Origin of the sequence: Pseudomonas sp. ChxA (genome assembly GCF_030263855.1) — a bacterium.
Taxonomy (GTDB): Bacteria; Pseudomonadota; Gammaproteobacteria; order Pseudomonadales; family Pseudomonadaceae; genus Aquipseudomonas; species Aquipseudomonas fluorescens_CB.
This window is the reverse complement of record NZ_JARPMK010000001.1, coordinates 5,648,719-5,673,490: the sequence shown is the minus strand read 5'-3', so window position 1 is coordinate 5,673,490 and position 24,772 is coordinate 5,648,719. Positions and strand designations below refer to the sequence as shown.

Sequence of the window (24,772 nt, the reverse complement as noted above, 5' to 3'; positions counted from 1 at the left end):
CACAAACATTCACACCATACATATTATCATAATCAAAATTGATTCGTATGGGGTATCCATAGGGTGAGGGTAATCCCCAAAATCCCAAACCGGATCGCCGAAAGAGCTTCTAGGACTTACCCTAATATAACTCCACTCGCTCTTATCTATTTTTGAAAGATTGAGTATATTTACATTATCGAAAATGAGCCCAAGTGAAGAGTCGCCACTCAGAGCCTCATCATCTTCTTCAGCAGAGATAGGCTCTGACTCTTCCTCGTAATAACCCAGTCCACTTCTTATTTCTTCTAAAACTGCTTTTAATTGGTCACGTGTTGGAGTTGTCATGAGAGCCCTATCATTGTCAATGGCAGTGCATAGCAGTGATGTTTCGATTGATCTATTGCCTCCGCAATCTCAATCGGGTCCCCCCCAGCCCTCTATAACCCCCTTCCACCCTAAATACTCAGCCCGATAGCTTTTCTCCCATTCTAAGGGATTTAACCGCTCCCTCAGACCGTCAAGGTCGGAAATTCTTCTTGCAATAAAAGGTAATGCTTCTTTGAAGATCACACACTGTGAGCATAACGGACAACGATTGAAGTAGTTGCACGGCGTATCCGTCCTAAGAAAACTTTCAGCGCCTGGCCAATCTGGTCGCCTTGAGTTTAGACAACTTGCAATGAATGTCTGACCTTCCGGAGAAAGCAACTGTATTACCGCATCTTCAGAAGAATTCAGCCTACCGACTAATGGTGCAACAACTGACCTTAGTTCTTCTTTGCTACCGCAACGTAGAGTGGCTTCACGCAGCTCAACCAAAGACACATCTGTAAGAAGATTTGCTGAGTAACTTCTAAAATCTTCTTCATGTTTTCTCTGAATCTTCCTTAGACGACCATTTAATATTTCTGCCGCCCCCCAGTCACTATCATAATGATTTACTGTGGTATCGAGATTCGAATGCCCCATCATTGCCGAAACCTCGTCAATATCTAAACCCTGTTCTCTCCGTCGAGTTTCATAGGTAGTTCGAAGACGTTTCGTTTCAATTCTGGGGGGACTTGGTATCCGTATCCAATTTTATGCCGTGGCGAAGTAGAAACTCCGTTGAAGCGTGCCCAAAATTCGTAGTGGTTACGGGCGCGCATAAGCGACCAAACTTATTCCAAAGATTCTTCGAAATGACACACTGGAATAATTTACCCTTTAAATAATGAGGCGACGACAAATGCTTGGTTACTTCAGCGGCAACAAAGCGCAAGACCTGATACGCGCCAAACTTATCTCGCTTGTTTGATCTATGCATTTGGCTTTTGTCGGACCGTCCCTTGTACCCATAAATAATCACATAGTCATCATCCAGAAGGTCCTCCTCAATGTGGTCGTCTAGGTTATCGCTTATCGATACCACAACCTCAAAGTTCCAGCCCGTCTGCAACATCACGAAGAGAAAGAATGGGAATATAGTTCCCATTGTGAAAGCTACTCTGCTGAAGTATGCCATTTGACCTACTTCATAGGGTAGGTGCTCTGGCCCGACCCTCATATACATCAAGGCCGACCGTAATCTTTTTCCAGCGTAGAATATTTTTTGTTTGTTCCGTGAGCGGTGTTTTTACTCCACTCAGAGGAAAAGAGATGTCCAGCTTCCTCGAAGCTCACTTGCATAGGCCAATCAGGATAAAGTCTTCCTACATTTGCAGTTGCAATTCGCCCAGATTCTTCTCGATCACAGCCATACACCATCCCCCGTTCACTGACCTCAGTACCAACTACAGGGCGACCTTTAGCCGCCAGTTCATGGGCGCGGGCTCGGTAAATGCCCAGAAACTTCTCTATACTTATTCCATTTTCCCGTATGTAATATTTAACATCTCCAGTGATGCGTATGACCCACTCAAACCCCTTAACATGTGTCGCCTTGATCGACCCATTGGATCTTTTGGCCTGCTCATTCATAACTAGATCAAACATCAAGTTTTCTAATGAAAGATCGTATTCCAGCATTGGTTGCCCGTCTTTCACTAGACCTTTGTAACTCTCCATCCACTTCATAATAAACTTAATATCAACCAGGCATCCCTCTACAAGCTTATTATGAATCTCCCTGCTATATCCTTCTGTTACTTGCTCGTTCATCGCCGGTCCAAGTGGCCATTGAAACTCTTTGCCGACCCAGCCCTGCCCTTTATATTTATTTTTCAACGAGATGAATATATTTTTTAATGCACCGTATCTTTTTCTATTTACGGTGCGGCCTGGATACGAACGAATTAAAAATGACCTAAAATTCATGCATACCTGCCCATCGACATCAGCAACACCTTTGACTGATTTATTGATCGGCTCAGCGCTATTTAGAAACAGCACAAACTCTTGGATTGAGTAATAGATGTCTTGATGGGATTGATACGTGATCAATCTTTTTGCGGCATGGAGCTGCGCACCTATGAGTAACTGCTGAACAATTAATTTATGGTGCGGATACTCATTGACAAAATCGGTGAAGTCACGGACGAAGTCCTTGGTGCCAGTGGTCTTGTTTCGGACAAGCAACCCTTGAGCTGAAACATCCACTTGTCCCCTTGCAGTGCTTCTTTTTTGGATTGCTTGGGGGGTGTTTTCTGGCAGCTTGCGCTGGAGGAGCGGTCGTTCACTCGACTCAAGGGCAGACTTGGAGAAGGGTTTGCGTGGCATCTGACCTCCAATTGGATTGGGTCTTTAGCCAGCAATATCAAGCATCACTAGACAGTCTGGCCATACATTTTTGTTTCGACGATAACACGCCGGGCGTGTCAGCCGCAGCGAGTTGGAGCAGCGGTTTTTGCCGAGCATGCTCAGCGCCAGCCGCGAACTGAGTGCGCAACTGTTTGCCTAAGTGTTCGGTGACCGCACAGATCCCGGCTTGATCAATTGACGGTGTTTCCCCCGACTTATTACTGTGCGGCAGCGCTCTGAAGAGCCGCCCAATAATAATGACGACCCCAGGTCGTTGGCCCGCCATCGGTGTGGAATAAAAATAATGAATCAGCCTTCTGTCGGTACCACCCTGGACGTGCAGTCCTTTATCAACGCCCAGCCACTGTCGCGCTACCAGTGGCGCGTGGTGATCTTGTGTTTCCTGATTGTCTTCCTCGACGGCCTCGACACCGCCGCCATGGGCTTTATCGCACCGGCGCTGTCCCAGGACTGGGGCATCGACCGCGCCAGCCTCGGCCCGGTGATGAGCGCCGCGTTGATCGGCATGGTCTTTGGCGCACTCGGTTCCGGCCCGCTGGCGGACCGTTTCGGCCGCAAAGTGGTGCTGGTGAGCGCGGTGTTGGTGTTTGGCGCGTTCAGCCTGGCCTCGGCCTACAGCACCAACGTCGACCAGTTACTGGTCTTGCGTTTCCTGACCGGGCTGGGCCTGGGGGCGGGAATGCCGAACGCCACGACGCTGCTGTCCGAATACACCCCCGAGCGCCACAAATCGTTGCTGGTGACCAGCATGTTCTGCGGTTTCAACCTGGGCATGGCCGGCGGCGGGTTTATCTCGGCCAAGCTGATACCTGCGTTCGGCTGGCATAGCCTGCTGTTGATCGGCGGCATCCTGCCGTTGATTCTTGCATGGGTGCTGCTGGTCTGGCTGCCGGAATCGGCGCGTTACCTGGTGGTGCGCAATCGCGGTACCGACAAGGTGCGCAAAACCTTGTCACCCATCGAACCCACGATCGTTGCCCAGGCGAGCAGCTTCAGCGTGCCCGAGCAAAACACCGTCAAGGCCCGCAACGTGTTCGCGGTGATCTTCTCCGGCACCTACAGCGCCGGCACCTTGCTGCTGTGGCTCACCTACTTTATGGGCCTGGTGATTGTTTACCTGCTGACCAGTTGGCTGCCGACCCTGATGCGCGACAGCGGCGCCAGCATGGAACAGGCCGCCTTTATTGGCGCGTTGTTCCAGTTCGGCGGTGTGCTGAGCGCGGTCGGCGTGGGCTGGGCGATGGACCGCTTCAACCCACACAAGGTTATCGGCACGTTCTACCTGCTGGCTGGGGTGTTTGCCTACGCAGTCGGGCAGAGCCTGGGCAATATCACACTGTTGGCGACCTTGGTGCTGATCGCCGGGATGTGCGTCAACGGCGCGCAATCGGCAATGCCATCCCTGGCCGCGCGCTTCTACCCGACCCAGGGCCGCGCCACCGGTGTGTCGTGGATGCTTGGCATTGGCCGCTTTGGCGCGATCCTTGGCGCGTGGATGGGCGCCACCTTGCTGGGCCTGGGCTGGAACTTCGAACAGGTGCTGACGGCGCTGGTGATTCCGGCGGCGTTGGCCACGGCCGCCGTGGTAATCAAGGGCATGGTCAGCCATGCCGACGCTACTTGAGGTCCCTCGCGATTTAAGTGGGCACTAAATTGTGTGGGAGCTGGCTTGCCTGCGATTGCATCACCACGGTTTACCTGACAGACCGAGGTGTCTGCATCGCAGGCAAGCCAGCTCCCACATAAGCCAGGCCCTCAGACTGAGCGAGTTTTCGTAAACGATTAGCTAGACAACAATCCGTTCGATAATCGAACGCTGAGTCGATTATCGGATTGTTTGGGTCATTTACCCGGCTTAATCTTCAAGCACTTCGGCGCCACCTCAGCGCCTTTTTCGATCAACACCGGGAGCCCAACCCCATGGCTGAAATTCTCACCTTGCGTGATGCGGTCAAGCGCTTCGTGAACGACGGCGATACCGTCGCCCTCGAAGGCTTCACCCATCTGATCCCTACGGCAGCGGGTCATGAAATCATTCGTCAGGGCAAGAAAGACCTGACGCTGGTGCGTATGACGCCTGACCTGATCTACGACCAGTTGATCGGTGCCGGCTGCGCGCGCAAGTTGATTTTCTCTTGGGGCGGTAACCCTGGCGTGGGTTCCCTGCATCGCCTGCGCGACGCCGTTGAAAAACAATGGCCGCAGCCGCTGGAGATCGAAGAACACAGCCACGCCGACCTGGCCAATGCCTACGTCGCTGGTGCCTCGGGCCTGCCGTTTGCGGTGCTGCGCGCCTACGCCGGCTCCGACCTGCCCAAGGTCAACCCGCTGATCAAGACCGTGACCTGCCCATTCACCGGCGAAGTGCTGGCGGCCGTGCCGTCGGTGCGCCCGGACATCACCGTAATCCACGCACAAAAGGCCGACCGCAAAGGCAACGTACTGCTCTGGGGCATTCTTGGTGTGCAGAAGGAAGCGGCCCTGGCGGCCAAGCGCTGCATCGTCACCGTCGAAGAAATTGTCGATGACCTGAATGCGCCGATGAACAGCTGCGTATTGCCGACCTGGGCCCTGACCGCGGTGTGCCACGTACCCGGTGGCGCACACCCGTCCTACGCCCACGGCTACAACGAGCGCGACAACCGTTTCTACCAGGCGTGGGACCCGATCGCCCGCGACCGTGGGACCTTTATCGCGTGGATCGACGAATACATCCACGGCACCGCTGACTTCAGTGAATTCCAGGCCAAGCTGGCCCACGCGCAGGAGGCCAAGTAATGGCTTACTCGACCAATGAAATGATGACCGTCGCCGCCGCGCGCCGTCTCAAGAACGGCTCGGTGTGCTTTGTCGGCATCGGCTTGCCTTCCAAGGCCGCCAACCTGGCACGCCTGACCTCGTCGCCGGACGTGGTGCTGATTTATGAGTCCGGCCCGATTGGCGCCAAGCCATCAGTGCTGCCGCTGTCCATCGGTGACGGCGAACTGGCAGAAACCGCCGACACGGTAGTGCCTACCGGTGAGATTTTTCGCTACTGGCTGCAAGGCGGGCGCATTGACGTCGGCTTTCTCGGCGCCGCTCAGGTCGACCGTTTCGGCAACATCAACACTACCGTGGTGGGCGACTACCACCAACCCAAAGTGCGCTTGCCGGGTGCCGGTGGCGCGCCGGAGATTGCCGGTTCTGCCAAGAGCGTGTTGATCATCCTCAAGCAGTCGGCGCGTTCGTTTGTCGACAAGCTGGACTTCATCACCTCGGTTGGCCATGGCGAAGGCGGTGACTCACGCAAGCGCCTGGGCCTGCCTGGCGCCGGCCCTGTAGGGATTATTACCGACCTGTGCATCATGGAGCCGGAGGAGGGCAGCCATGAGTTCGTGGTCACCGCCTTGCACCCTGGCGTAACCCGCGAGCAAGTGGTGGCAGCCACCGGTTGGGCGATTCGTTTTGCCGACCACGTAAGCACCACCGCCGAGCCGACCGACGTGGAGCTGACCGCGCTGCGTGATCTTGAAGCACGCACTGCTGCTGCCCACGGCCAAGCACCGGGAGAAGCCTGATGCGTGACGTGTTTATCTGTGATGCCATCCGCACGCCCATCGGCCGCTTTGGCGGTGGTTTGTCCACGGTGCGCGCCGATGACTTGGCAGCCCTGCCAATCAAGGCGCTGATCGAGCGCAACCCGTCGGTGGACTGGAGCGCGGTCGACGAAGTATTCCTCGGCTGCGCCAACCAGGCCGGCGAAGACAACCGCAACGTCGCGCGTATGGCGTTGCTGTTGGCGGGTTTGCCGGAAAGTATTCCGGGCGTGACCCTCAACCGCTTGTGCGCCTCGGGCATGGACGCGATCGGCACGGCCTTTCGCGCCATCGCCAGCGGCGAAATGGAGCTGGCGATTGCCGGTGGTGTCGAGTCGATGTCCCGTGCGCCGTTCGTGATGGGCAAGGCTGACGCTGCGTTTTCGCGCAACATGAAGCTGGAAGACACCACCATCGGCTGGCGCTTTATCAACCCGTTGATGAAGGCCCAATACGGCGTGGATGCGATGCCGCAAACTGCCGATAACGTCGCCGACGACTACAACGTGTCCCGCGCCGATCAGGACGCCTTCGCCCTGCGCAGCCAGCAACGCACCGCCGCCGCGCAAGCCGCCGGGTTCTTTGCTGAAGAAATCGTGCCGGTGCGCGTCGCCCATAAAAAAGGCGAAACCGTGGTGGAGCACGACGAGCATCCACGCGACACCAGCCTGGAAGCATTGGCTAAACTCAAGCCGGTCAATGGCCCGGATAAAACCGTCACCGCCGGCAACGCGTCGGGCGTGAATGACGGTGCGGCGGCGCTGATTCTGGCGTCTGCCGAAGCGGTCAAAAAGCACGGCCTTACCGCCCGCGCCCGGGTGTTGGGCATGGCCAGCGCCGGTGTTGCGCCGCGAGTGATGGGCATCGGCCCGGTGCCGGCGGTGCGCAAACTGGTGGAGCGCCTCGGTTTGGCGGTGACCGACTTTGACGTGATCGAACTCAACGAAGCCTTCGCCAGCCAAGGCCTGGCGGTGCTGCGTGAACTGGGGATCGCCGACGATGCCGCGCAGGTCAATCCGAACGGCGGCGCCATCGCCCTTGGCCACCCGTTGGGCATGAGCGGCGCGCGGTTGGTGCTGACGGCACTGCATCAGTTGGAGAAAACCGGCGGCCGCAAAGGCCTGGCGACCATGTGTGTGGGCGTCGGCCAAGGCTTGGCCCTGGCGATTGAACGCATCTAATAAGAGAGGATTGCTCCATGAGTGACAAGCCCGGTTACCGGCGCCCGCAAGCGGGCACCCAACCTGATTACCTGCACCCGGCCTACCAATCGACGAACCTGCGTTCGCCGTCCCAGCCGTTGGTGTTTCTGCCGCACTCCTTGTCGGAAATCACCGGCCCGACCATCGGCGCCGAGCGGATCAACGAGAAGGACAATGACCTCACCGCCCAGCACGAAGGCGAGCCCCAGGGCGAACGCATCATCATCCACGGCCGTGTGCTGGATGAAAACGGCCTGCCGGTGCCGGGTATTCTGGTGGAGATCTGGCAGGCCAACGCCGCCGGTCGCTACAACCACAAGCGCGACCTGCACGATGCGCCGCTGGACCCGAACTTTACCGGCACCGGCCGCACCGTCACCGACGCCGACGGCTGGTATCAGTTCCAGACCATCAAGCCCGGCGCCTACCCGTGGGGCAACCACCACAACGCGTGGCGCCCGGCGCATATTCACTTCTCGCTGTTTGGCCCCAGCGTGCTGACGCGGCTGGTCACGCAGATGTATTTCCCCGGCGACCCGCTGCTGGAATACGACCCGATCTACAACTGCGTGCCGGACACCAGCGCCAAGCAGCGCCTGATCGCGCGTTTTGATCTGGAAAAAACCATTCCGTCCTATGCCCTCGGCTATCGCTGGGACATCGTTTTGCGCGGCCGCGACGCCACGCCGATGGAGAAATGAGATGACCCTCAATGCGACCACGTCCCACACCGTCGGGCCGTATTACCACATCGGCCTGACCTGGCTGAACCGCGAAGACCTGACCGTGCCGGCCACCTTGGGCGAGCGCGTGGCAATCAGCGGTCAGGTGGTGGACGGCAACGGTGATGTCGTCAACGACGCCATGCTGGAAGTCTGGCAAGCCAATGCCGCCGGCAAGTACGACCACCCCGAAGACGAGCAGGCCAAGGCCGTCGATCCCAACTTTGAAGGGTTTGGCCGGGTGCCGGTGGATGCCGAAGGCCGCTTTCGGTTTACCACCATCAAGCCGGGCAGTGTGCCGGGCCTGCAAGGCACGACTCAGGCGCCGCACCTGGTGGTGTTGGTATTTGCCCGTGGTTTGGTCAAGCACCTGCTGACGCGGATTTATTTTGACGGTGAAGCGCTGAATGGTGATGACCCGTTGCTGGCCTGTGTGCCTGCTGAGCGTCGCGCTACGCTGATGGCCAAACCGGATGCGCAGGGTGTGCATCAGTGGAATGTGATTTTGCAGGGCACAGACCAGGAAACGGTGTTCTTCGACTATTGAGTTGAGCTGGCGGGCGCCATCGCGGGCAAGCCGGCTCCCACATTTTGAACTGTGAATACGTTCAAAGGTGGGAGCTGGCTTGCCTGCGATGGCGCCCTCAAGGCTGCACCTATCCAAAAGTCTGCTTGCGGAACATGGTTGTTGCAAAGTATGTCTAGGCTATAACCGTTCCCACTGAGTGAAAAAAACATGACAACAACAACGAGTCACTACACCGGAGAAGAACGCAGCAAACGGATTTTTGCGATTGTCGGGGCCTCCTCCGGCAACCTGGTCGAATGGTTCGACTTCTACGTCTATGCCTTCTGCGCGATCTATTTTGCCCCGGCGTTTTTCCCCTCGGACGACCCCACTGTCCAACTGCTCAACACCGCCGGTGTATTTGCCGCCGGGTTCCTGATGCGACCTATCGGCGGCTGGCTGTTTGGCCGAGTGGCCGACAAGCACGGGCGCAAAAATTCGATGATGATCTCGGTGCTGATGATGTGCGCCGGTTCCCTGGTCATCGCCTTTTTGCCCACCTACAAAGATATCGGCGCCTGGGCGCCGGCCTTGCTGCTGGTGGCGCGCCTGTTCCAAGGGCTGTCGGTGGGGGGCGAATACGGCACCACGGCGACCTACATGAGTGAAGTGGCACTCAAGGGCCAGCGCGGCTTTTTTGCGTCATTCCAATACGTGACCCTGATCGGCGGCCAATTGCTGGCAGTGCTGGTGGTGGTGATCCTGCAACAGATCCTGACTGAAGAAGAACTGCGCGCCTGGGGCTGGCGTATTCCGTTCGTGATCGGCGCCATTGCTGCGGTGATCTCCCTGCTGCTGCGTCGCACCTTGAAAGAAACCACCAGCAAGGAAATGCGTGAAGACAAAGACGCCGGCAGCATCGTCGCGCTGTTCCGCGACCACGGCAAAGCCTTCATTACCGTATTGGGCTACACCGCCGGTGGCTCATTGATTTTCTACACCTTCACCACGTACATGCAGAAATACCTGGTGAACACCGTGGGCATGCACGCCAAGACGTCGAGCTACATCATGACTGGCGCGCTGTTCCTGTACATGTGCATGCAGCCGCTGTTCGGCATGCTGGCGGACAAGATCGGCCGACGTAATTCGATGCTCTGGTTCGCAGGCCTGGGCACGCTGTTCACCGTGCCGATCCTGCTGACCTTGAAAACCGTCACCAGTCCGTTCCTGGCCTTTGTGCTGATCACCCTGGCCTTGGCGATCGTCAGCTTCTACACCTCGATCAGCGGCCTGGTCAAAGCCGAGATGTTCCCGCCGCAGGTGCGCGCACTGGGTGTGGGCCTGGCCTATGCGGTGGCGAACGCGATTTTTGGGGGTTCGGCCGAAGTCGTTGCGTTGAGCCTGAAATCCATCGGCATGGAAAATACCTTTTACTGGTACGTCACCGCGATGATGGCGGTCGCTTTCCTGTTCAGTCTGCGTCTGCCCAAACAGGCGGCTTATCTACATCACGACCTCTAGGGATGAGTTATGACACTGCGCACGAGCAATCAACTGTTCGACGCTTACTTCACCGCTGACAGCATGGCCGAGGTGTTCTGCGACCAGGGACGTTTGCAGGGCATGCTGGATTTCGAAGCGGCGCTGGCCCGGGCCGAGGCCCGGGTCGGGCTGATACCACAAGCCGCTGTCGCGCCGATTGCCCAGGCGTGCCTGGCTTCACTTTACGATGTGGATGCCCTCGGTGCGGCGATAGCCACGGCGGGGAATTCGGCGATTCCGCTGGTGAAGGCCTTGGGCAAGTTGATTGCCGCTGAAGATGCCGGCGCCGAGCGTTACGTGCACCTGGGCGCGACCAGCCAGGATGTGATGGACACCGGGCTGGTGCTGCAACTGCGCCAGGCGTTGGCGCTGATCGAAGCGGACCTGGCGCAATTGGGCGAGGTGCTTGCTGCCCAGGCCCAGCGTTATGCCGACGTACCCTTGGCTGGGCGGACCTGGCTGCAGCATGCGACGCCGGTCACGCTGGGGATGAAAATTGCCGGTTGGCTGGGCGCGGTGACGCGCAGTCGCCAGCGCCTGGCCGAACTGAAGCCGCGCTTGCTGGTGCTGCAGTTTGGTGGCGCGTCCGGCACCTTGGCGGCACTCGGTGAGCACGCCATGCCGGTGGCGCACGCCTTGGCAACTGAGCTGCAACTGGGTTTGCCCGAGCAACCCTGGCACACCCAACGTGATCGGCTGGTCGAGTTCGCGAGCGCGCTCGGCCTGATCGCTGGCAGCCTCGGCAAACTGGGGCGCGACCTCAGCCTGCTGATGCAGACCGAAGCGGCGGAGGTGTTCGAACCGTCGGCGCCAGGCAAAGGCGGCTCATCGACCATGCCGCACAAGCGCAACCCGGTGGGCGCCGCCGTGTTGATCAGCGCTGCTACCCGCGTGCCGGGGCTGGTGGCGACGATGTTCAGCGCCATGCCCCAGGAGCACGAGCGCAGCCTGGGCCTGTGGCACGCCGAGTGGGAAACCTTGCCAGAGATTTGCCGGCTGGTATCGGGTGCCTTGAAACAGGCGCTGCTGGTGAGCCAAGGCTTGGAGGTCGACCCAGAGCGTATGGCGCACAACCTTGAACTGACCCAAGGCCTGGTGCTGGCCGAAGCCGTGAGCATCGTGCTCGCCCAACGCTTGGGCCGCGAGACCGCACACCACCTGCTGGAACAATGCTGCAAACGCGCCGTGGCCGAACGGCGCCATCTGCGCGCAGTGCTGGCAGACGAACCGCAGGTCACCGCCGAGCTGTCGGCAGCCGAACTGGACCGCCTGCTCGATCCGGCCCACTACCTGGGCCAGGCTCAAACCTGGGTCACCCGTGCGGTGACCGACCATTTTGCATTGACCGCGTAAGGAGACCGCCGTGGCATTTGTACAACTGGCCGAAGGCCCATTGCATTACCAGCTGGACGGGCCTGAGGGCGCGCCGGTGCTGGTGTTGTCCAACTCGTTGGGCACCGACCTGCATATGTGGGACGTGCAGATTCCGGCCTTCATCAAGCACTTTCGCGTGCTGCGTTTCGATACCCGTGGGCACGGCAAATCCCTGGTCACCGAGGGGCCGTACAGTATCGAGCAGTTGGGACGCGACGTGATTGCGTTGCTCGATGCGTTGGATATTCAGCGTGCGCATTTTTGCGGGCTGTCCATGGGCGGCCTGATCGGCCAGTGGCTGGGTATCCACGCGGGTGATCGCCTGCTGCGCCTGGTGGTGTGCAACACCGCCGCCAAGATCGGCACGCCAGAGATCTGGAACCCGCGAATCGAGATGGTTTTGCGTGATGGTGCGGCGGCCATGGTTGCGCTGCGCGATGCGTCGATTGCGCGCTGGTTTACCGCCGATTTCGCCGCTGCCAACCCGCACCAGGCCCAGCAGATCACCGACATGCTCGCCGCCACGTCGCCCCAGGGTTACGCCGCCAACTGCGCAGCCGTACGGGATGCGGATTTGCGCGAGCAACTGTCCACAATCCAAGTGCCGACCCTGGTGATTGCCGGCACCGAAGATGCCGTCACGCCGCCGGCCGGCAGCCACTTTATCCAGAACCAGATCAAGGGTGCCGAGTACGCCGAGTTCTACGCGGCGCATCTGTCCAACGTACAAGCTGGCGCGGCGTTCAGCGACCGTGTGCTGGCGTTCCTGTTGGCTGATTAAACCTGTGGCAGCGAGCTTGTTCTGGAGAGCTGACGTGTTCTGTATAGCAGGCTTGTTGTGACAGACAGGCTTGTTGTGGCGAGCAGGCTTGCCCTGCGCTTGGGCGGCGAAGCGGCCCTGATACAGCCACCGCCTTCTTCCCGATGAACCGCATCGCCAGGTTTTGGGGCCGCTTCGCGCCCCAGCGTAGGGCAAGCCTGCTCGCCACAGGTGTTCGAGCTTCTATCAAATGTTTAAGGAGTTTTTGTGGACGAGAAACAACGTTATGCCGATGGCCTGCAAGTGCGCCGCGAAGTGCTGGGCGATGCTCATGTCGACCGCAGCCTCAATGCCCTGACCGAGTTCAACAGCGAGTTTCAGGAAATGATCACTCGCCACGCCTGGGGTGATATCTGGACCCGCCCCGGCCTGCCTCGACATACCCGCAGCCTGATCACCATCGCGATGTTGATCGGCATGAACCGCAGTGAAGAGTTGAAGCTGCACCTGCGCGCCGCCGCCAGCAACGGTGTGACCCGCGCCGAGATCAAGGAAGTGCTGATGCAGAGCGCGATCTACTGCGGGATACCGGCGGCGAATGCGACGTTTCACCTCGCCGAGTCGGTATGGGATGAGCTGGGTGTGGAGTCGCGCGAGTCGGTTTGATCATCCCACACCCTCGCTGAATACCCGTCAGGTGTAGGTAGTGCGTAACGGACGACGCATCTCCTCTCGTAACCCATTCTCGGAAAACGGCTTGGGGTTTGTTGTACTCGGTTCGGTTGTGGGGTGACCTTCAAAATTAAATGGCTGAGCAGAGGTAAAAAGTCCTACGGCTTGCCGTTCATCATTGGGTTCACCGAAGGGGTTCTCCGGTATGGCGGTGCTGCCTTCGAGGAACGTTCCCGAGGCACCATTATAGGCGTGGGCCATTTCGTGATACAGGGCGTTGATGGGCGCACTGTCTGCATTCGGTGAATACGATGGGTTGTATTGTATCTGCGCACCCGTTGCGGCGGCGCCAGCTTGTTGGTGTGTGATGAAACCTCGGGCCGCAGGTGCCAGCGTATCCATAGAGTTACCTGCTTTCAGGTGGTTGCGAACGTCGGCGTTATTGAAGAAGTAGCTGCCGTTGTCCTCCGTCAATTCAGTAATACGTACCGGGGAATCATTTCGCTGAGCCGCAGCGTCGGCAGTACCGAGCATTTTCTTGCCTTGCCGGGATATTCTTAGCAGCTCCATATCGTCTTCTACGTTTTGTACGAACTCGGCAGAGCCTTCAATCACATAGCCACTTTTGCCCACCTCGCTGTATTGCGTGTGAACGCGTTGGGAGCCCGGGGTACGATGAACCTCGTCCGAGGGTTTGGCGTAGATGACGGTATCGTCGTTATCAGACCTGACGATGTTTTTGTCGCGCCCGGTGTAAATTGTGGCAGGGCCATTTGCGACGATCAGGTTTTCACCTTTGCCGCCGTGCAGGACAGTCGGGATTTGAGTGTCGTTGCGCGTGACGATCATGAAGTCGTGCCCGTCGCCGCCATCCATCAACAGGCGACGATCAGCCGAGCCTTTTCCGGCCTGCATACGGTCATTGCCATTGTTGCCTTTTAGGACACCGTTCCCGGTGCCGGCGATCAACACGTCATCGCCATCGTTACCGAATGCGATGCCGTTGCCGGACCCAAGCTTGAGCATGTCGTTTCCCGCACCGCCATAGAGGCGAGTGTCTCCTGCGCCGGCACGCGCATAATCATTGCCGGCGCCGAGGTCGATGCGAATGGCGTTTTTTACGTCAGGATCGATCAGAACACAATCATCGCCCCCGTTGGTCCTGATGCGTAAAGGTTGCGATTGACTGCCGTCAGGGGACGTCAGCAGGTTCAGTTGATAGGGCTTATTGTTGATGGTCGCGATCAGGCTATGACCCGGGCCTTTTTTAATGGTTACCTTGTCGGCACGGTTCCCTGTCTCGATTACAAGTTCGTTGGAGGACGAGCCTATCGGCTGGCCATTTTCGCTTATGTAGGCTATTTCCTGGTAGATCTTCACGTGCTTGTCGTGTCGCAATACGTCGGTATTGATGTATTTTTTTTGAGTGCTGTCCAGCGGATGCTGATCGGGAGCGAGTTTGGAATGCGAGGATAAGTATAGAAAATCAACCGGCCTGTCGGGCCCTACGTAATCGGAACGTCGGGGACTGATCTCAACGGGCGCTTGCGATACTGGGGGCGTTGCATCCGGGGGGGCAATCGGTTGCTGATTAAGCGATGGCGAAGTGACGTTCATGGGGTTCTCTTTTTTTAAGGACGTCCCTGTGTGTGTTGGGGCCGTGAACTTGAGTTCCCATGACCGGCAAGCGCAAGTATCAGCAAACATAACCGGTCTTCGCAAAGCGCTTAATGCGTGTCCGCATCCCACACCCAATTCCACACCCCCGGTAGATGCACTACTTCATGCATATCTTTGACTGTGCGTGCCAACGCTGCGCGTTCCAGCGTGGCGTGGTCGGTGTAGAACGGTTCGTCAGCGACCTTCATGCCGTTGATCCGCGCGCTGTCCATCAAGATCTGCAAGTACTCCTGCATATGCCGCGCGGTGTAACGGTTGATATCGTGGAAGGTCACCACCACCGGTATCACGCCGTCGACGGTGGGCAGTTCGCCCAAGGCAATGCGCTCGCGCACCACCGACAGTTGCCGATACAAATTCGCCCGCCGACGTGGGCTGCCATTGAAGCCCCAAATCTTACCGTCGTTGGCACTCAAGTCAGTCAGCAACACCTGCATGCCATGGCGCTGGTAAGCGGCGAAGGTGCGCCTGTCATAGTTCCAGAACGGCGGGCGCACTAACGTCGGAGGCGCGCCGGTGATCGACGCAATGTCGGCTGCGCCTTCGGTGAGGGTGCTTTCCAGCTCGGCATCATTAAGCCAACGGTGGTTGGTGTGAAACGCGGTGGCCGTGTGGAACGCCAGCACATGCCCGGCGGCGTATTCGCGCTGCATGGTCTTGCGACCCCGCGGGCTGCCGCCGGAGCGGGACGCTTCGGTCTGCAGGAAGAACACCGCCTTGATGCCTGGCAGCACCGGGTTATGGGCAAGGTCGGCAATCACGGAGCGGCTGGGGTTGTTGTAGCCCGAGGCGCTGGGGCCGTCATCGAAGGTCAACAGGAAGCGTATCGGCGCCTGGGTTTGCAGGCGCTGCGCGGTCTGCGGGGTCATGGCGATGGGGGCGCTGATGCAGCCGCTGAGCAGGATAGACAACGCGATAACAAGGTATTTCATGGCGGCCAGGGTCAAGAGAGGGGTGGCGTCGATGAAATCCCTGTATCGACTGAAGGGCGCATGCACCATACAGCATGAGCGCATCGGTGATCACCGGGAAATATTGCCGGGTGTCTTGGGACGGCGGGCTGCTGCGCCAGCCCGCTTTCAGGCGTCAGGTATAGCTCGTGCGCAGTGGTTTACCCATTTCTTCGTTCAGGGTGTTTTCGGTAAAAGGGGCTGGGTTGGTAGAGGTTGGCGGGGTGGAGGGGTCGTTATCGAAGTCGTAGGGCACCGCGCTGCTTGGCAGGCCCACGGCTTGCAGTTCGTCATTGGGTGGGCCGGGGCGCTCAGGGTGAGCGCTGGTCGGAGCACTCTCACCGGCCAGGAACGTGCCGTTGGCACCGTTCCATGCGTGCGCCATCTCATGGTAGAGCTGGATCAACGGCATACTGCTGCCGTGGATATGCGTCGGGTTATAGAAAATCGTAGCGTCGTCCGCGCGGGCGCCAGGCACACCGTCCTTGATGTAACCCATCTTCGGGTCATTCGGGCTCTCGGGATGCTCATGGGCATCGGCCATTCTTTGCAGCTCAGTACTCCAGAAATCGTAGAGGTTATTGGTGCTGTTAGATTGCCTAATGTGGACAGGGGCGCCGTTTTGAACCGCGGCCTTATCCAGCGCTTCCAGCATTTTTTGCCCTTGGGGCGAAGCGCGAAGCAGCGCCAGATCGTCTTCGACCCGCTGGATGAAGTCCGGTGATCCATGGATTCTGAACGCTTGTCGGCCCGCTTCGTTGGGTGTCATGTGGGTGACTGTCGAGCCTTGGGTGCCTTTCAGGTGGTCTGTCGTTTTAGCGTAGAGACGCGCTTTGAGGGTGTTAGCCCACACCGTGTCGCGACCTGGCCCTGTGTAAGCAGTGGTCTGGTCGTAGCCGACCATCAGGTCGTTACCCTGGCCGCCATTGAGCACCGTGTGCCCATTGCCCGCGTACAGGTGGTCGTCGCCGGCACCGCCATCCAGGTGACTGTGTTTGCTCGCCGGCCCGCTGCCTGCGTACAAACGGTCGTTGCCATTATTGCCGTACAGGGCGGCGTGGCCAGTGCCGCCGGCAATCGTATCGTCGCCCTCATTGCCCTCCGCATAGCCTGTGCCGCTGCCAAGGCAAATATGGTCGTTGCCGCGCCCACCATAGATGCTGGTGTGACCGCCTCCAGCCTGCACGGTGTCGTCGCCATCGCCGGCTTCGACCTTCACTCGCACAGTGACATTGGGGTCGAGCGTAATTCGATCGTCACCCGCCGCGCTTTTGATATGGAGGAAGGTTGGGGCGTTTGAACGGCCGTCGAAGGTACTGAAGGCGTAGTCGCGACCGTTTATCCGCGCGTACAACTGGCCGTCAGGACGTTGGCTGATGTGAATCCGGTCCGATTGATCGCCGGTTTCGATGATCAAAATGTTCTCCAGTATCTCTGGGCGCCCGGGTTTTTTGAGCCCCTCGATCAGCATCTGGCTGACACGCAGGTAGCCGTCATCCACCAGCATCTGTGTTTTGGTTCGAGTGGGTGGCGGGCCTGAAGGCGGTTGGGGCTGACTATTGCTGAGTGGCAGTTGGGATGGCGCCATGAAGGGGTGGTGATGTGACGTGACTGCGTTCATGGGCGGTTAACCTCGTGTCGGATAGCGTGGTTTTTTGAGTCGGCATTTGCCGCACAACTGCACGCCTTCAGTCGAGTAATGGGAAGGAAACGTTCCTGCTCTAAGTAAGACAATTTGCTACAAAACAGCCGCGATCAATCAAGACGCGCGGCTGCAGCGGGGGCGGCCTGGCGGCTTACAAGAGGCTGATCGGATAGCTGACGATCAAGCGGTTCTCATCAAACTCATTGTTGCTGTAGTCCCGGCGCATCGTGGAATTGCGCCAGCGTACGTTCAAGTCCCTGAAAGTGCCACTCTGCACCGTGTAGCCTACTTCGCTCTCGCGCCCCCATTCCTTGCCGTCGGTAACGGTGCCGGTGTGCACGTTGCTACCGCTGATATAACGGTTCATCAGGGTCAGGCCAGGTATGCCGAGGGCGGCGAAGTTGTAGTCGTGGCGCACTTGCCAGGATTTTTCCTGGGCGTTGTCGTAGCTGGAGTTATAACTGTCGTTGGCCAGGGTGCCGCCGCTGGTGCCGTTGACGCGCATCCAGGCACTGTTGCCGGTGAGTTTTTGCAGGCCGACGTAGAAGGTGTTGCCGCCGTAACGGGCGGAGAACAGGCCGGACCAGGTCTTGTTGTCCAGCTCGCCTGCGCGGGCGCTGCCGTCGTCCTTGCCGTAGAAGAACCCGAGGTTGGCGCCCAGGGTCCAGTCGCCTATGGGCTGGCTATGGATCAGATTGATGTATTGCTGGCTGTAAATGTCTTTGAGTTGGGCATTCCACACACCGATCTGGGTGCGTTTGTCGTTGAAGGCGTATTCACCGCCCTGGAAGTTGAAACGGTCGGAGGTGAAGGCAGTTTTACCGAACATCGACATGTCGGTCATGCTGCTGTCGTCGCGCGGACTGTTGGCGCGGAACTGGCCGCCGTAGAGGGTCAGGCCGTCGATTTCCCTGGAAGTGATCTGCCCGCCACGCAAGGTTTGCGGCAGGGAGCGGCCGTCGTCCGAACGCAAAATCGGTAGCACCGGCATCCACTCGCCGACCTTGACTTCGGTCTTGGAAATCCGCGCCTTGAACGCGACCCCAAGACGCCCGAAGTTATCCGCCGGGCGGCCGTCGCGGTCCAGCGGCAGCAACTGGGTGCCGCCGGTGCCGCGCCCGCCATCGAGCTTTTGTGAGTACATGCCCAATACATCCAAACCGAAACCCACCGTACCTTGGGTGAAGCCCGACTTGGCGTCGAGGATGAAACTTTGCGTCCACTCCTGTGCGCCGCCCTGGCTTTTGGTCGGGTTGGTGTAATTGCGATTGAAGAAGAAGTTGCGCAGGTTGAGGTTGGCGCTGGCGTCTTCGAGAAAGCCGTGTTCTTCGGCGACGACGGGCAGGGCAAGGCTGGCGACAGCGGTTGCCAGCAATAGCTGGCGCGGGCGGAACGTGCTCATGGTGTTGGACCTGTTGTTATTGGGTTTATGCAGGTGCGGGCCATGGTGCGGGGCGGTGCGGGGGCGATGAAAGTAGGGTAGGGCGGGTTGTGGGCGATGATCGAACGCAAGTTGGCGGGCATAAAAAAACCGCTTCCCATGAGGGAAGCGGTTTTTGTTTACTGCGGCGCTAGTTTTTACAATTGCATCAGAACAACTTCAGCGCCGGTGCTTCTTCTTTCAACGGCTCGTTCTTCGCGGTCTGCTCGTTCCAGCCACCGCCGAGGGCCTTGTACAGGTTGACCTCGCTGTTGAGCTGCGCCAGGCGGTCGGTGATCAGCGATTGCTGGGCACTGAACAGTTGGCGCTGGGCGTCGAGGAAGGTCAGGTTGCTGTCGACACCAATGCGGTAGCGACGCTCAGCCAGGCGGTAGTAATCCTGGTTGGCCGCGACGAAGCCACGTTGGGCATCCAGCTGCTGCTTGTAGGTCTCACGGGCGGCGAGGCCGTCGGAAACTTCCTGGAAGCCGGTCTGAATAGCCTTCTCGTAGTTGGCCACGTTGATCTCTTTCTGGATCTTCGAGTAGTCCAGGCTTGCGCGCAGGCTACCGGCGTTGAAGATCGGAATATTGATCTGCGGAGCAAACGACCAGGTGCCCGAACCGCCTTTGAACAGGCCGCCCAAGGTTGGGCTGGCGGTACCGGCGCTGGCGGTCAGGCTGATGCTCGGGAAGAACGCAGCACGGGCCGCGCCGATGTTGGCGTTGGCGGCTTTGAGGTTGTACTCGGCCTGCACAATGTCGGGACGACGTTGCAGCAGGTCGGATGGCAACCCGGCCGGCACTTCGCTGAGCAGGTCATCCGCCAGCGGCTTGCTGGTGATATTCGCCGGCAGGCCGGTGCCCAGCAGCAGGGTCAGGCTGTTTTCGTCCTGGGCCACTTGGCGCGTATAGCGCGCCAATTGAACACGGGCGTTTTCCACCGAGGTGCGCGCCTGGCTGAGGTCGAGGGCCGAAGCCACGCCGACTTCGTTGCTGCGCGAGGTCAGTTTGAAGCTCTGCTCAAACGCGCCGAGGGTGTCTTGGGTCAGCTTGAGCAGTTCCTTGTCGGCCTGCCAGGTCAGGTAGGCATTCGCCACGCTGGCCACCAGGCTGATTTGGGTGCTGCGCCGTGCTTCTTCAGTAGCGAAGTACTTTTGCAGGGCTTCTTCACTCAGGCTGCGCACGCGACCGAACAGGTCCAGCTCATACGAGCTGATACCCAGGCCGGCCGAGTACTGGCTGGTGATACCGGCTTCGCCGGTTTGCGACAACTTGGCCGGGGTACGCGAACGGCTGCCGCTGCCGGTGGCCGAAACCGCCGGGAACAGGTCAGCACGCTGGATCTGGTACTGCGCCGCATAGGCATCGATGTTCAAGGCCGCGACACGCAGGTCACGGTTGTTGACCAACGCGGTCTGGATCAGCTGTTGCAGGGCAGGGTCATGGAAAAACTGCTTCCAGCCTTGCTCGGCAGCGGCCTGGCCCGGCGCCTGGGCCGACGAATACGCCGGCCCCTGCGGGAACTGAGCCGCTACCGGCGCTTCGGGGCGCTGGTAGTCAGGGATCAGCGAGCAGCCACTGAGCACGAATGCCGTGACGGCTAGGGAAAGTAGCGACTTGCTCATTGGCCAGCCTCTTTAGGAGTTTCAGTAGTGTCTTTCTTTTTGCGTTCGCCAGCTGAGGACACGGTTGCGTAGAACAGTGGCACCCAGAAGATCGCCAACACAGTGGCCGTGATCATACCGCCAATTACGCCGGTACCGATCGCATGCTGGCTGCCCGAACCTGCGCCGGTGGAAATCGCCAGTGGCAATACGCCGAGCATGAACGCCATGGACGTCATGATGATCGGGCGCAGACGCATGCGGGACGCTTCGATAGCCGCCTCGACAATGCCTTTGCCCTGTTCATGCAGCTCTTTGGCGAATTCCACGATAAGGATGGCGTTTTTCGCCGCCAGACCCACCGTCACCAGCAAGCCCACCTGGAAGAACACGTCGTTGGACAAACCGCGCAGGCTGGTGGCGATCAGTGCACCGATCACACCCAATGGCACCACGAGGATCACCGCGATCGGGATCGACCAGCTTTCGTACAGAGCAGCCAGGCAGAGGAACACCACCAGCAGCGACAAGGCGTACAACGCAGGAGCCTGGGAGCCGGACAGACGTTCTTCATACGACAGGCCGGTCCACGAGTAACCCACACCGGCCGGCAAGTCTTTGGCAATGCGCTCGACTTCCGCCATCGCGTCACCGGTACTGTAGCCAGGTGCCGGGGTACCGAGGATTTCCATCGCCGCTACACCGTTGTAGCGCGAGAGCTTCGGCGAACCGAAGATCCACTTGCCCGACGAGATCGCCGACAGCGGCACCATCTTCCCGTCGTTGCTGCGCACGTACCACTTGTTCAGGTCTTCCGGGGACATGCGGCTGGCGGCGTCGCCCTGCACATACACCTTCTTCACACGGCCACGGTCGATGAAGTCGTTGACGTAGCTGCCACCCAAGGCAATCGCCAGGGTCTGCTGGATATCCGACAGGCTGATGCCCTGGGCACTGGCTTTCTCGTCGTCGACGGTCAGCTCGTACTGCGGTTCATCGTTCACGCCGTTAGGGCGCACGCCTGCCAGCACCTTGCTTTGCGCTGCCGCACCGAGGAACTGGTTACGCGCTGCCATCAGCTTGTCGTGGCCTACGCCACCCTGGTCTTGCAGGAACACGTCGAAACCGGTGGCGTTACCCAACTCGAGAACCGAAGGCGGCACGATGGCAAATACCATGGCGTCCTTGAAGGCCCCAAAGAAGTAACCCTGGGCACGCTTGGCCACCTCGAACACCGACATGGACGCATCACGCTCGCCCCATGGCTTGAGCATCACGAACGCAAGGCCCGAGCTCTGGCCACGACCGGCGAAGTTGAAGCCGTTTACGGTAAATACCGATTTCACGGCCTTGCCTTCGCCCGGCTCGCCTTCTTTGTCATGCAGCAGGAAGGCGCGCATGTCGTCGATGACTTTTTGCGTGCGTTCAGCCGAAGAACCCACTGGCGTCTGCACCTGGGCAAAGATCACACCCTGGTCTTCCTCAGGCAGGAACGCGCTTGGAATACGGGTGAACATCCAGATCATGCCGGCCAGGATCAGCGCGTACACCAGGAATGCCGGGATCTTGTGCTTGATCATCGCGCCCACGCCGCGCTCGTACTTGAGTACGCCGCTGTCGAAGGTGCGGTTGAACCAGCCAAAGAAACCGCGCTTGGGTTGGCCGTGCTTCTCAGGGTCAATGGCCTTGAGCATGGTGGCGCACAAGGCCGGGGTGAAGATCAACGCAACCAGTACCGACAAGGCCATCGCCGACACAATGGTGATGGAGAACTGCCGGTAGATCACGCCGGTGGAACCGCCGAAGAACGCCATCGGCAGCAATACCGCCGACAGTACCAGGGCAATACCCACCAGGGCGCCCTGGATCTGGCCCATGGACTTGATCGTCGCTTCTTTCGGCGACAGATGCTCCTCGGCCATTACCCGTTCAACGTTCTCTACCACCACGATGGCATCGTCCACCAGCAAGCCGATGGCCAGAATCATGCCGAACATGGTCAGGGTGTTGATGGTAAAGCCGAACGCCGCCAGGATCCCGAAGGTACCCAGCAATACCACCGGTACGGTCATGGTGGTGATGATGGTGGCGCGGAAGTTCTGCAGGAACAGGAACATTACCAGGAACACCAGCACGATCGCTTCGACCAGGGTGTCAACCACACCGGAGATCGATTCGGTCACCACCGGGGTGGTGTCGTAAGGCACCACGGCTTTCATGCCAGGCGGGAAGAACGGTTCCAGGGATGCCACGGTGGCACGGATGGCCTTGCCGGTGTCGAGTGCGTTGGCACCGGCCGCCAGCTTGATCGCCATACCGGAGGCCGGCTTGCCGTTGAACTGTGCACTGATGCTGTAGTTCTGGCCGCCCAGTTCGATACGCGCAACGTCACGCAGGCGAACCTGCGAGCCGTCAGTGTTGACCTTCATCAGGATCTTGCCGAACTCGTCAGCCGATTGCAGACGCGTCTTGCCGATGATGGTGGCGTTCAGTTGGGTGCCGGGCAGGGCAGGCAGGCCGCCCAATTGGCCGGTGGCCACCTGGACGTTCTGTGCCGCGATTGCGCTGCTGACATCCACCGGCGTGAGCTGGTAGTTGTTCAGCTTGGCCGGGTCCAGCCAGATACGCATGGCGTACTGCGAACCGAACACCTGGAAGTCACCGACACCCGCCGTACGGGAAATCGGGTCCTGGATGTTGGACACGATGTAGTTGGACAGGTCGTCCTTGGTCATGCTGCCGTCTTCGGACACCAGACCAATCACCATCAGGAAGTTCTTCACCGACTTGGTCACGCGAATACCCTGCTGCTGCACTTCTTGCGGCAGCAGTGGGGTCGCCAGGTTCAGCTTGTTCTGCACCTGAACCTGGGCGATGTCCGGGTTGGTACCCTGGTTGAACGTCGCGGTGATGGTCATGCTGCCGTCGGAGTTACTGTCCGAGGCGACATAACGCAGATTGTCGATACCGTTGAGCTGTTGCTCGATTACCTGCACCACGGTGTCCTGCACGGTTTGTGCGGACGCGCCTGGGTAGGTCACCTGGATGTCGATGGCGGTCGGCGCGATGGCCGGGTATTGGTTGATGGGCAACTTCAGGATCGACAGTGCCCCGACCAGCATGATCACCAGGGCAATTACCCAGGCGAAAATGGGACGGTCGATAAAAAATTTCGACATGGATTACTCCCCTTTACCAGCATCGGCAGCAGGTGCTGCGGCAGTGCCGGCGGGTTTGGCGTTGTCAGCGTCCTTAACCTTGACTTCGATGCCCGGCTTGATGAACTGCAGGCCTTCAGTGATCACGCGGTCACCGGCGTCCAGACCTTTTTCCACCAGCCAGTAGGCGCCGGCGGTGCGGTTGGCAACCAGTTGACGCTGCTCGACCTTGTTGTCCTTGTTCACGATCAGCGCTGTCGGGATGCCCTTGAGGTCACGGGTCACGCCTTGCTGAGGTGCCAGGATGGCCTTGCTGTTCACACCGGCTTGCAGCTGGGCGTGTACGAACATGCCCGGCAGCAGGGTGTGGTCAGGGTTCGGGAATACGGCGCGCAAGGTGACGGAGCCCGTGGTCTGGTCAACCGACACTTCGGAGAACTCCAGCTTGCCGTCCTGGGCGTAGGCGCTGCCGTCTTCCAGGGTCAGCTTGACCTTGGCGGCGTTGTCGCCGGCCTTTTCCAGCTGGCCGCTTTCCAGGTCGCGGCGCAGTTTCAGCATTTCTGCCGAAGACTGGGTGACGTCGACGTAGATCGGGTCCAGTTGCTGGATCACGGCCATGGCGTCGGCCTGGCCATTGCTGACCAGCGCGCCTTCGGTGACCGAAGAACGGCCAATACGCCCAGAGATCGGCGCGAGCACTTTGGTGTAGCGCACGTTGATCTGGGCGGTTTGCACGTCGGCTTCGGCGGTCATGCGGTTGGCCACGGCGGTGTCGTATTCCTGACGGCTGACGGCTTGCTCATCGACAAGTTGCTTATAGCGGTCGGTGATCGACTTGGTCTGGGTCAGGCTCGCTTGTGCGCTTTTGAGGGTGGCGTCATACACCGACGGGTCGATCTGGTAGAGCTGTTGCCCTTCCTTCACATCGCCGCCTTCCTTGAACAGGCGCTTGAGAATGATGCCGTTCACCTGGGGACGAACTTCCGCGATGCGGTAGGCGGTGGTGCGGCCTGGCAGCTCGGATGTCAGGGTAAAGGCTTGCGGTTGAATAGTGACCACGCCGACCTGAGGGGTTTGAGCGGGCGGAGCCGCTTCTTCCTTTTTACATCCGCTGAGCAGCGATGCCAGGGCGACGGCAGTGACCAGAGCGGTAACAGCTGGCTTAAGTTGCATGAAGATCCTCGGGTCAGGCGCGCAAAATGCGCACAAGAAGTGTGGAAGGGTAAAAAACAAG

At 59.1% G+C, this 24,772-nt stretch carries 20 protein-coding genes and 1 pseudogene; 11 read left to right on the top strand and 10 right to left on the bottom strand.

Going from position 1 to position 24,772, the window contains the following annotated elements:
• Window positions 1-9: 9 nt before the first annotated feature.
• The 3 genes from P5706_RS25595 to P5706_RS25585 form a co-directional block, all read right to left on the bottom strand.
• Entirely contained in the window at window positions 10-327 is a 318-nt protein-coding gene (locus P5706_RS25595; RefSeq protein WP_285682610.1) for a hypothetical protein, read from the bottom strand.
• Between the two features lie 69 nt (window positions 328-396).
• Window positions 397-954, bottom strand: a complete 558-nt coding sequence (locus P5706_RS25590; protein WP_285682608.1) for a hypothetical protein — start codon at window positions 952-954, stop codon at window positions 397-399.
• Window positions 955-1,533: 579 nt separating this feature from the next.
• Window positions 1,534-2,679, bottom strand: coding sequence for a hypothetical protein (locus P5706_RS25585; RefSeq protein WP_285682606.1), 1,146 nt, complete (start codon window positions 2,677-2,679; stop codon window positions 1,534-1,536).
• A gap of 85 nt (window positions 2,680-2,764) precedes the next feature.
• Here P5706_RS25585 and P5706_RS25580 point away from each other — a divergent pair.
• From P5706_RS25580 to pcaC, 11 genes and pseudogenes are all read left to right on the top strand, one after another.
• Window positions 2,765-2,860: pseudogene (locus P5706_RS25580) on the top strand (IclR family transcriptional regulator); the annotation flags it as partial.
• Between the two features lie 144 nt (window positions 2,861-3,004).
• On the top strand, window positions 3,005-4,345 hold the full coding sequence (gene pcaK, locus P5706_RS25575) for a 4-hydroxybenzoate transporter PcaK (protein ID WP_285682604.1): 1,341 nt from the start codon (window positions 3,005-3,007) through the stop codon (window positions 4,343-4,345).
• A gap of 296 nt (window positions 4,346-4,641) precedes the next feature.
• On the top strand, window positions 4,642-5,499 hold the full coding sequence (locus P5706_RS25570) for a CoA transferase subunit A (RefSeq protein WP_285682603.1): 858 nt from the start codon (window positions 4,642-4,644) through the stop codon (window positions 5,497-5,499).
• A complete protein-coding gene (locus P5706_RS25565) occupies window positions 5,499-6,278 on the top strand; it encodes a CoA-transferase subunit beta (RefSeq protein WP_058421725.1) in 780 nt (259 codons plus the stop codon). Before P5706_RS25570 ends, P5706_RS25565 begins: the two co-directional genes overlap by 1 nt.
• Window positions 6,275-7,477, top strand: a complete 1,203-nt coding sequence (gene pcaF, locus P5706_RS25560) for a 3-oxoadipyl-CoA thiolase (RefSeq protein WP_285682830.1) — start codon at window positions 6,275-6,277, stop codon at window positions 7,475-7,477. Before P5706_RS25565 ends, pcaF begins: the two co-directional genes overlap by 4 nt.
• Before the next feature lie 17 nt (window positions 7,478-7,494).
• The gene (gene pcaH / locus P5706_RS25555) at window positions 7,495-8,199 is read left to right on the top strand and encodes a protocatechuate 3,4-dioxygenase subunit beta (RefSeq protein WP_017137233.1); all 705 of its coding nucleotides are present in this window, start codon (window positions 7,495-7,497) and stop codon (window positions 8,197-8,199) included.
• A 1-nt stretch (window position 8,200) separates the two neighbouring features.
• The gene (gene pcaG / locus P5706_RS25550) at window positions 8,201-8,767 is read left to right on the top strand and encodes a protocatechuate 3,4-dioxygenase subunit alpha (protein WP_285682598.1); all 567 of its coding nucleotides are present in this window, start codon (window positions 8,201-8,203) and stop codon (window positions 8,765-8,767) included.
• A gap of 189 nt (window positions 8,768-8,956) precedes the next feature.
• Window positions 8,957-10,252 (top strand): MFS family transporter, encoded by a 1,296-nt coding sequence (locus P5706_RS25545; RefSeq protein WP_056857458.1) that lies wholly within the window; start codon window positions 8,957-8,959, stop codon window positions 10,250-10,252.
• A gap of 9 nt (window positions 10,253-10,261) precedes the next feature.
• A complete protein-coding gene (locus P5706_RS25540; RefSeq protein ID WP_200433473.1) occupies window positions 10,262-11,626 on the top strand; it encodes a 3-carboxy-cis,cis-muconate cycloisomerase in 1,365 nt (454 codons plus the stop codon).
• Window positions 11,627-11,636: 10 nt separating this feature from the next.
• Window positions 11,637-12,428, top strand: a complete 792-nt coding sequence (gene pcaD / locus P5706_RS25535; RefSeq protein WP_200433474.1) for a 3-oxoadipate enol-lactonase — start codon at window positions 11,637-11,639, stop codon at window positions 12,426-12,428.
• Window positions 12,429-12,674: 246 nt separating this feature from the next.
• On the top strand, window positions 12,675-13,073 hold the full coding sequence (gene pcaC / locus P5706_RS25530; RefSeq protein WP_017137238.1) for a 4-carboxymuconolactone decarboxylase: 399 nt from the start codon (window positions 12,675-12,677) through the stop codon (window positions 13,071-13,073).
• A gap of 27 nt (window positions 13,074-13,100) precedes the next feature.
• Here pcaC and P5706_RS25525 read toward each other — a convergent pair whose 3' ends face one another.
• The 7 genes from P5706_RS25525 to P5706_RS25495 form a co-directional block, all read right to left on the bottom strand.
• On the bottom strand, window positions 13,101-14,696 hold the full coding sequence (locus P5706_RS25525) for a M91 family zinc metallopeptidase (RefSeq protein WP_285682594.1): 1,596 nt from the start codon (window positions 14,694-14,696) through the stop codon (window positions 13,101-13,103).
• A gap of 110 nt (window positions 14,697-14,806) precedes the next feature.
• Window positions 14,807-15,691 (bottom strand): polysaccharide deacetylase family protein, encoded by an 885-nt coding sequence (locus tag P5706_RS25520; protein ID WP_200433476.1) that lies wholly within the window; start codon window positions 15,689-15,691, stop codon window positions 14,807-14,809.
• Between the two features lie 154 nt (window positions 15,692-15,845).
• Window positions 15,846-17,330 (bottom strand): M91 family zinc metallopeptidase, encoded by a 1,485-nt coding sequence (locus tag P5706_RS25515; RefSeq protein WP_285682591.1) that lies wholly within the window; start codon window positions 17,328-17,330, stop codon window positions 15,846-15,848.
• Between the two features lie 175 nt (window positions 17,331-17,505).
• Window positions 17,506-18,756, bottom strand: a complete 1,251-nt coding sequence (locus tag P5706_RS25510; RefSeq protein ID WP_200433478.1) for an OprD family porin — start codon at window positions 18,754-18,756, stop codon at window positions 17,506-17,508.
• Between the two features lie 187 nt (window positions 18,757-18,943).
• Window positions 18,944-20,401 (bottom strand): AdeC/AdeK/OprM family multidrug efflux complex outer membrane factor, encoded by a 1,458-nt coding sequence (gene adeC / locus P5706_RS25505; RefSeq protein ID WP_200433479.1) that lies wholly within the window; start codon window positions 20,399-20,401, stop codon window positions 18,944-18,946.
• On the bottom strand, window positions 20,398-23,559 hold the full coding sequence (locus P5706_RS25500; RefSeq protein ID WP_200433480.1) for an efflux RND transporter permease subunit: 3,162 nt from the start codon (window positions 23,557-23,559) through the stop codon (window positions 20,398-20,400). The genes adeC and P5706_RS25500 overlap by 4 nt, the downstream gene beginning before the upstream one ends.
• Window positions 23,560-23,562: 3 nt before the next feature.
• Window positions 23,563-24,711 carry an efflux RND transporter periplasmic adaptor subunit gene (locus tag P5706_RS25495; protein WP_200433481.1) on the bottom strand — a complete coding sequence of 383 codons (1,149 nt, stop codon included), beginning with the start codon at window positions 24,709-24,711 and terminating at the stop codon, window positions 23,563-23,565.
• Between the last annotated feature and the right edge of the window lie 61 nt (window positions 24,712-24,772).

Excerpts from the sequence above, each read along its gene's own strand:
- P5706_RS25595 (WP_285682610.1), bottom strand. The coding sequence starts at position 327 with ATGACAACTCCAACACGTGACCAATTAAAAGCAGTTTTAGAAGAAATA.
- P5706_RS25590 (WP_285682608.1), bottom strand. The coding sequence starts at position 954 with ATGATGGGGCATTCGAATCTCGATACCACAGTAAATCATTATGATAGT.
- P5706_RS25585 (WP_285682606.1), bottom strand. The coding sequence starts at position 2,679 with ATGCCACGCAAACCCTTCTCCAAGTCTGCCCTTGAGTCGAGTGAACGA.
- pcaK (WP_285682604.1), top strand. The coding sequence starts at position 3,005 with ATGAATCAGCCTTCTGTCGGTACCACCCTGGACGTGCAGTCCTTTATC.
- P5706_RS25570 (WP_285682603.1), top strand. The coding sequence starts at position 4,642 with ATGGCTGAAATTCTCACCTTGCGTGATGCGGTCAAGCGCTTCGTGAAC.
- P5706_RS25565 (WP_058421725.1), top strand. The coding sequence starts at position 5,499 with ATGGCTTACTCGACCAATGAAATGATGACCGTCGCCGCCGCGCGCCGT.
- pcaH (WP_017137233.1), top strand. The coding sequence starts at position 7,495 with ATGAGTGACAAGCCCGGTTACCGGCGCCCGCAAGCGGGCACCCAACCT.
- pcaG (WP_285682598.1), top strand. The coding sequence starts at position 8,201 with ATGACCCTCAATGCGACCACGTCCCACACCGTCGGGCCGTATTACCAC.
- P5706_RS25545 (WP_056857458.1), top strand. The coding sequence starts at position 8,957 with ATGACAACAACAACGAGTCACTACACCGGAGAAGAACGCAGCAAACGG.
- P5706_RS25540 (WP_200433473.1), top strand. The coding sequence starts at position 10,262 with ATGACACTGCGCACGAGCAATCAACTGTTCGACGCTTACTTCACCGCT.
- P5706_RS25525 (WP_285682594.1), bottom strand. The coding sequence starts at position 14,696 with ATGAACGTCACTTCGCCATCGCTTAATCAGCAACCGATTGCCCCCCCG.
- P5706_RS25520 (WP_200433476.1), bottom strand. The coding sequence starts at position 15,691 with ATGAAATACCTTGTTATCGCGTTGTCTATCCTGCTCAGCGGCTGCATC.
- P5706_RS25515 (WP_285682591.1), bottom strand. The coding sequence starts at position 17,330 with ATGAACGCAGTCACGTCACATCACCACCCCTTCATGGCGCCATCCCAA.
- P5706_RS25510 (WP_200433478.1), bottom strand. The coding sequence starts at position 18,756 with ATGAGCACGTTCCGCCCGCGCCAGCTATTGCTGGCAACCGCTGTCGCC.
- adeC (WP_200433479.1), bottom strand. The coding sequence starts at position 20,401 with ATGAGCAAGTCGCTACTTTCCCTAGCCGTCACGGCATTCGTGCTCAGT.
- P5706_RS25500 (WP_200433480.1), bottom strand. The coding sequence starts at position 23,559 with ATGTCGAAATTTTTTATCGACCGTCCCATTTTCGCCTGGGTAATTGCC.
- P5706_RS25495 (WP_200433481.1), bottom strand. The coding sequence starts at position 24,711 with ATGCAACTTAAGCCAGCTGTTACCGCTCTGGTCACTGCCGTCGCCCTG.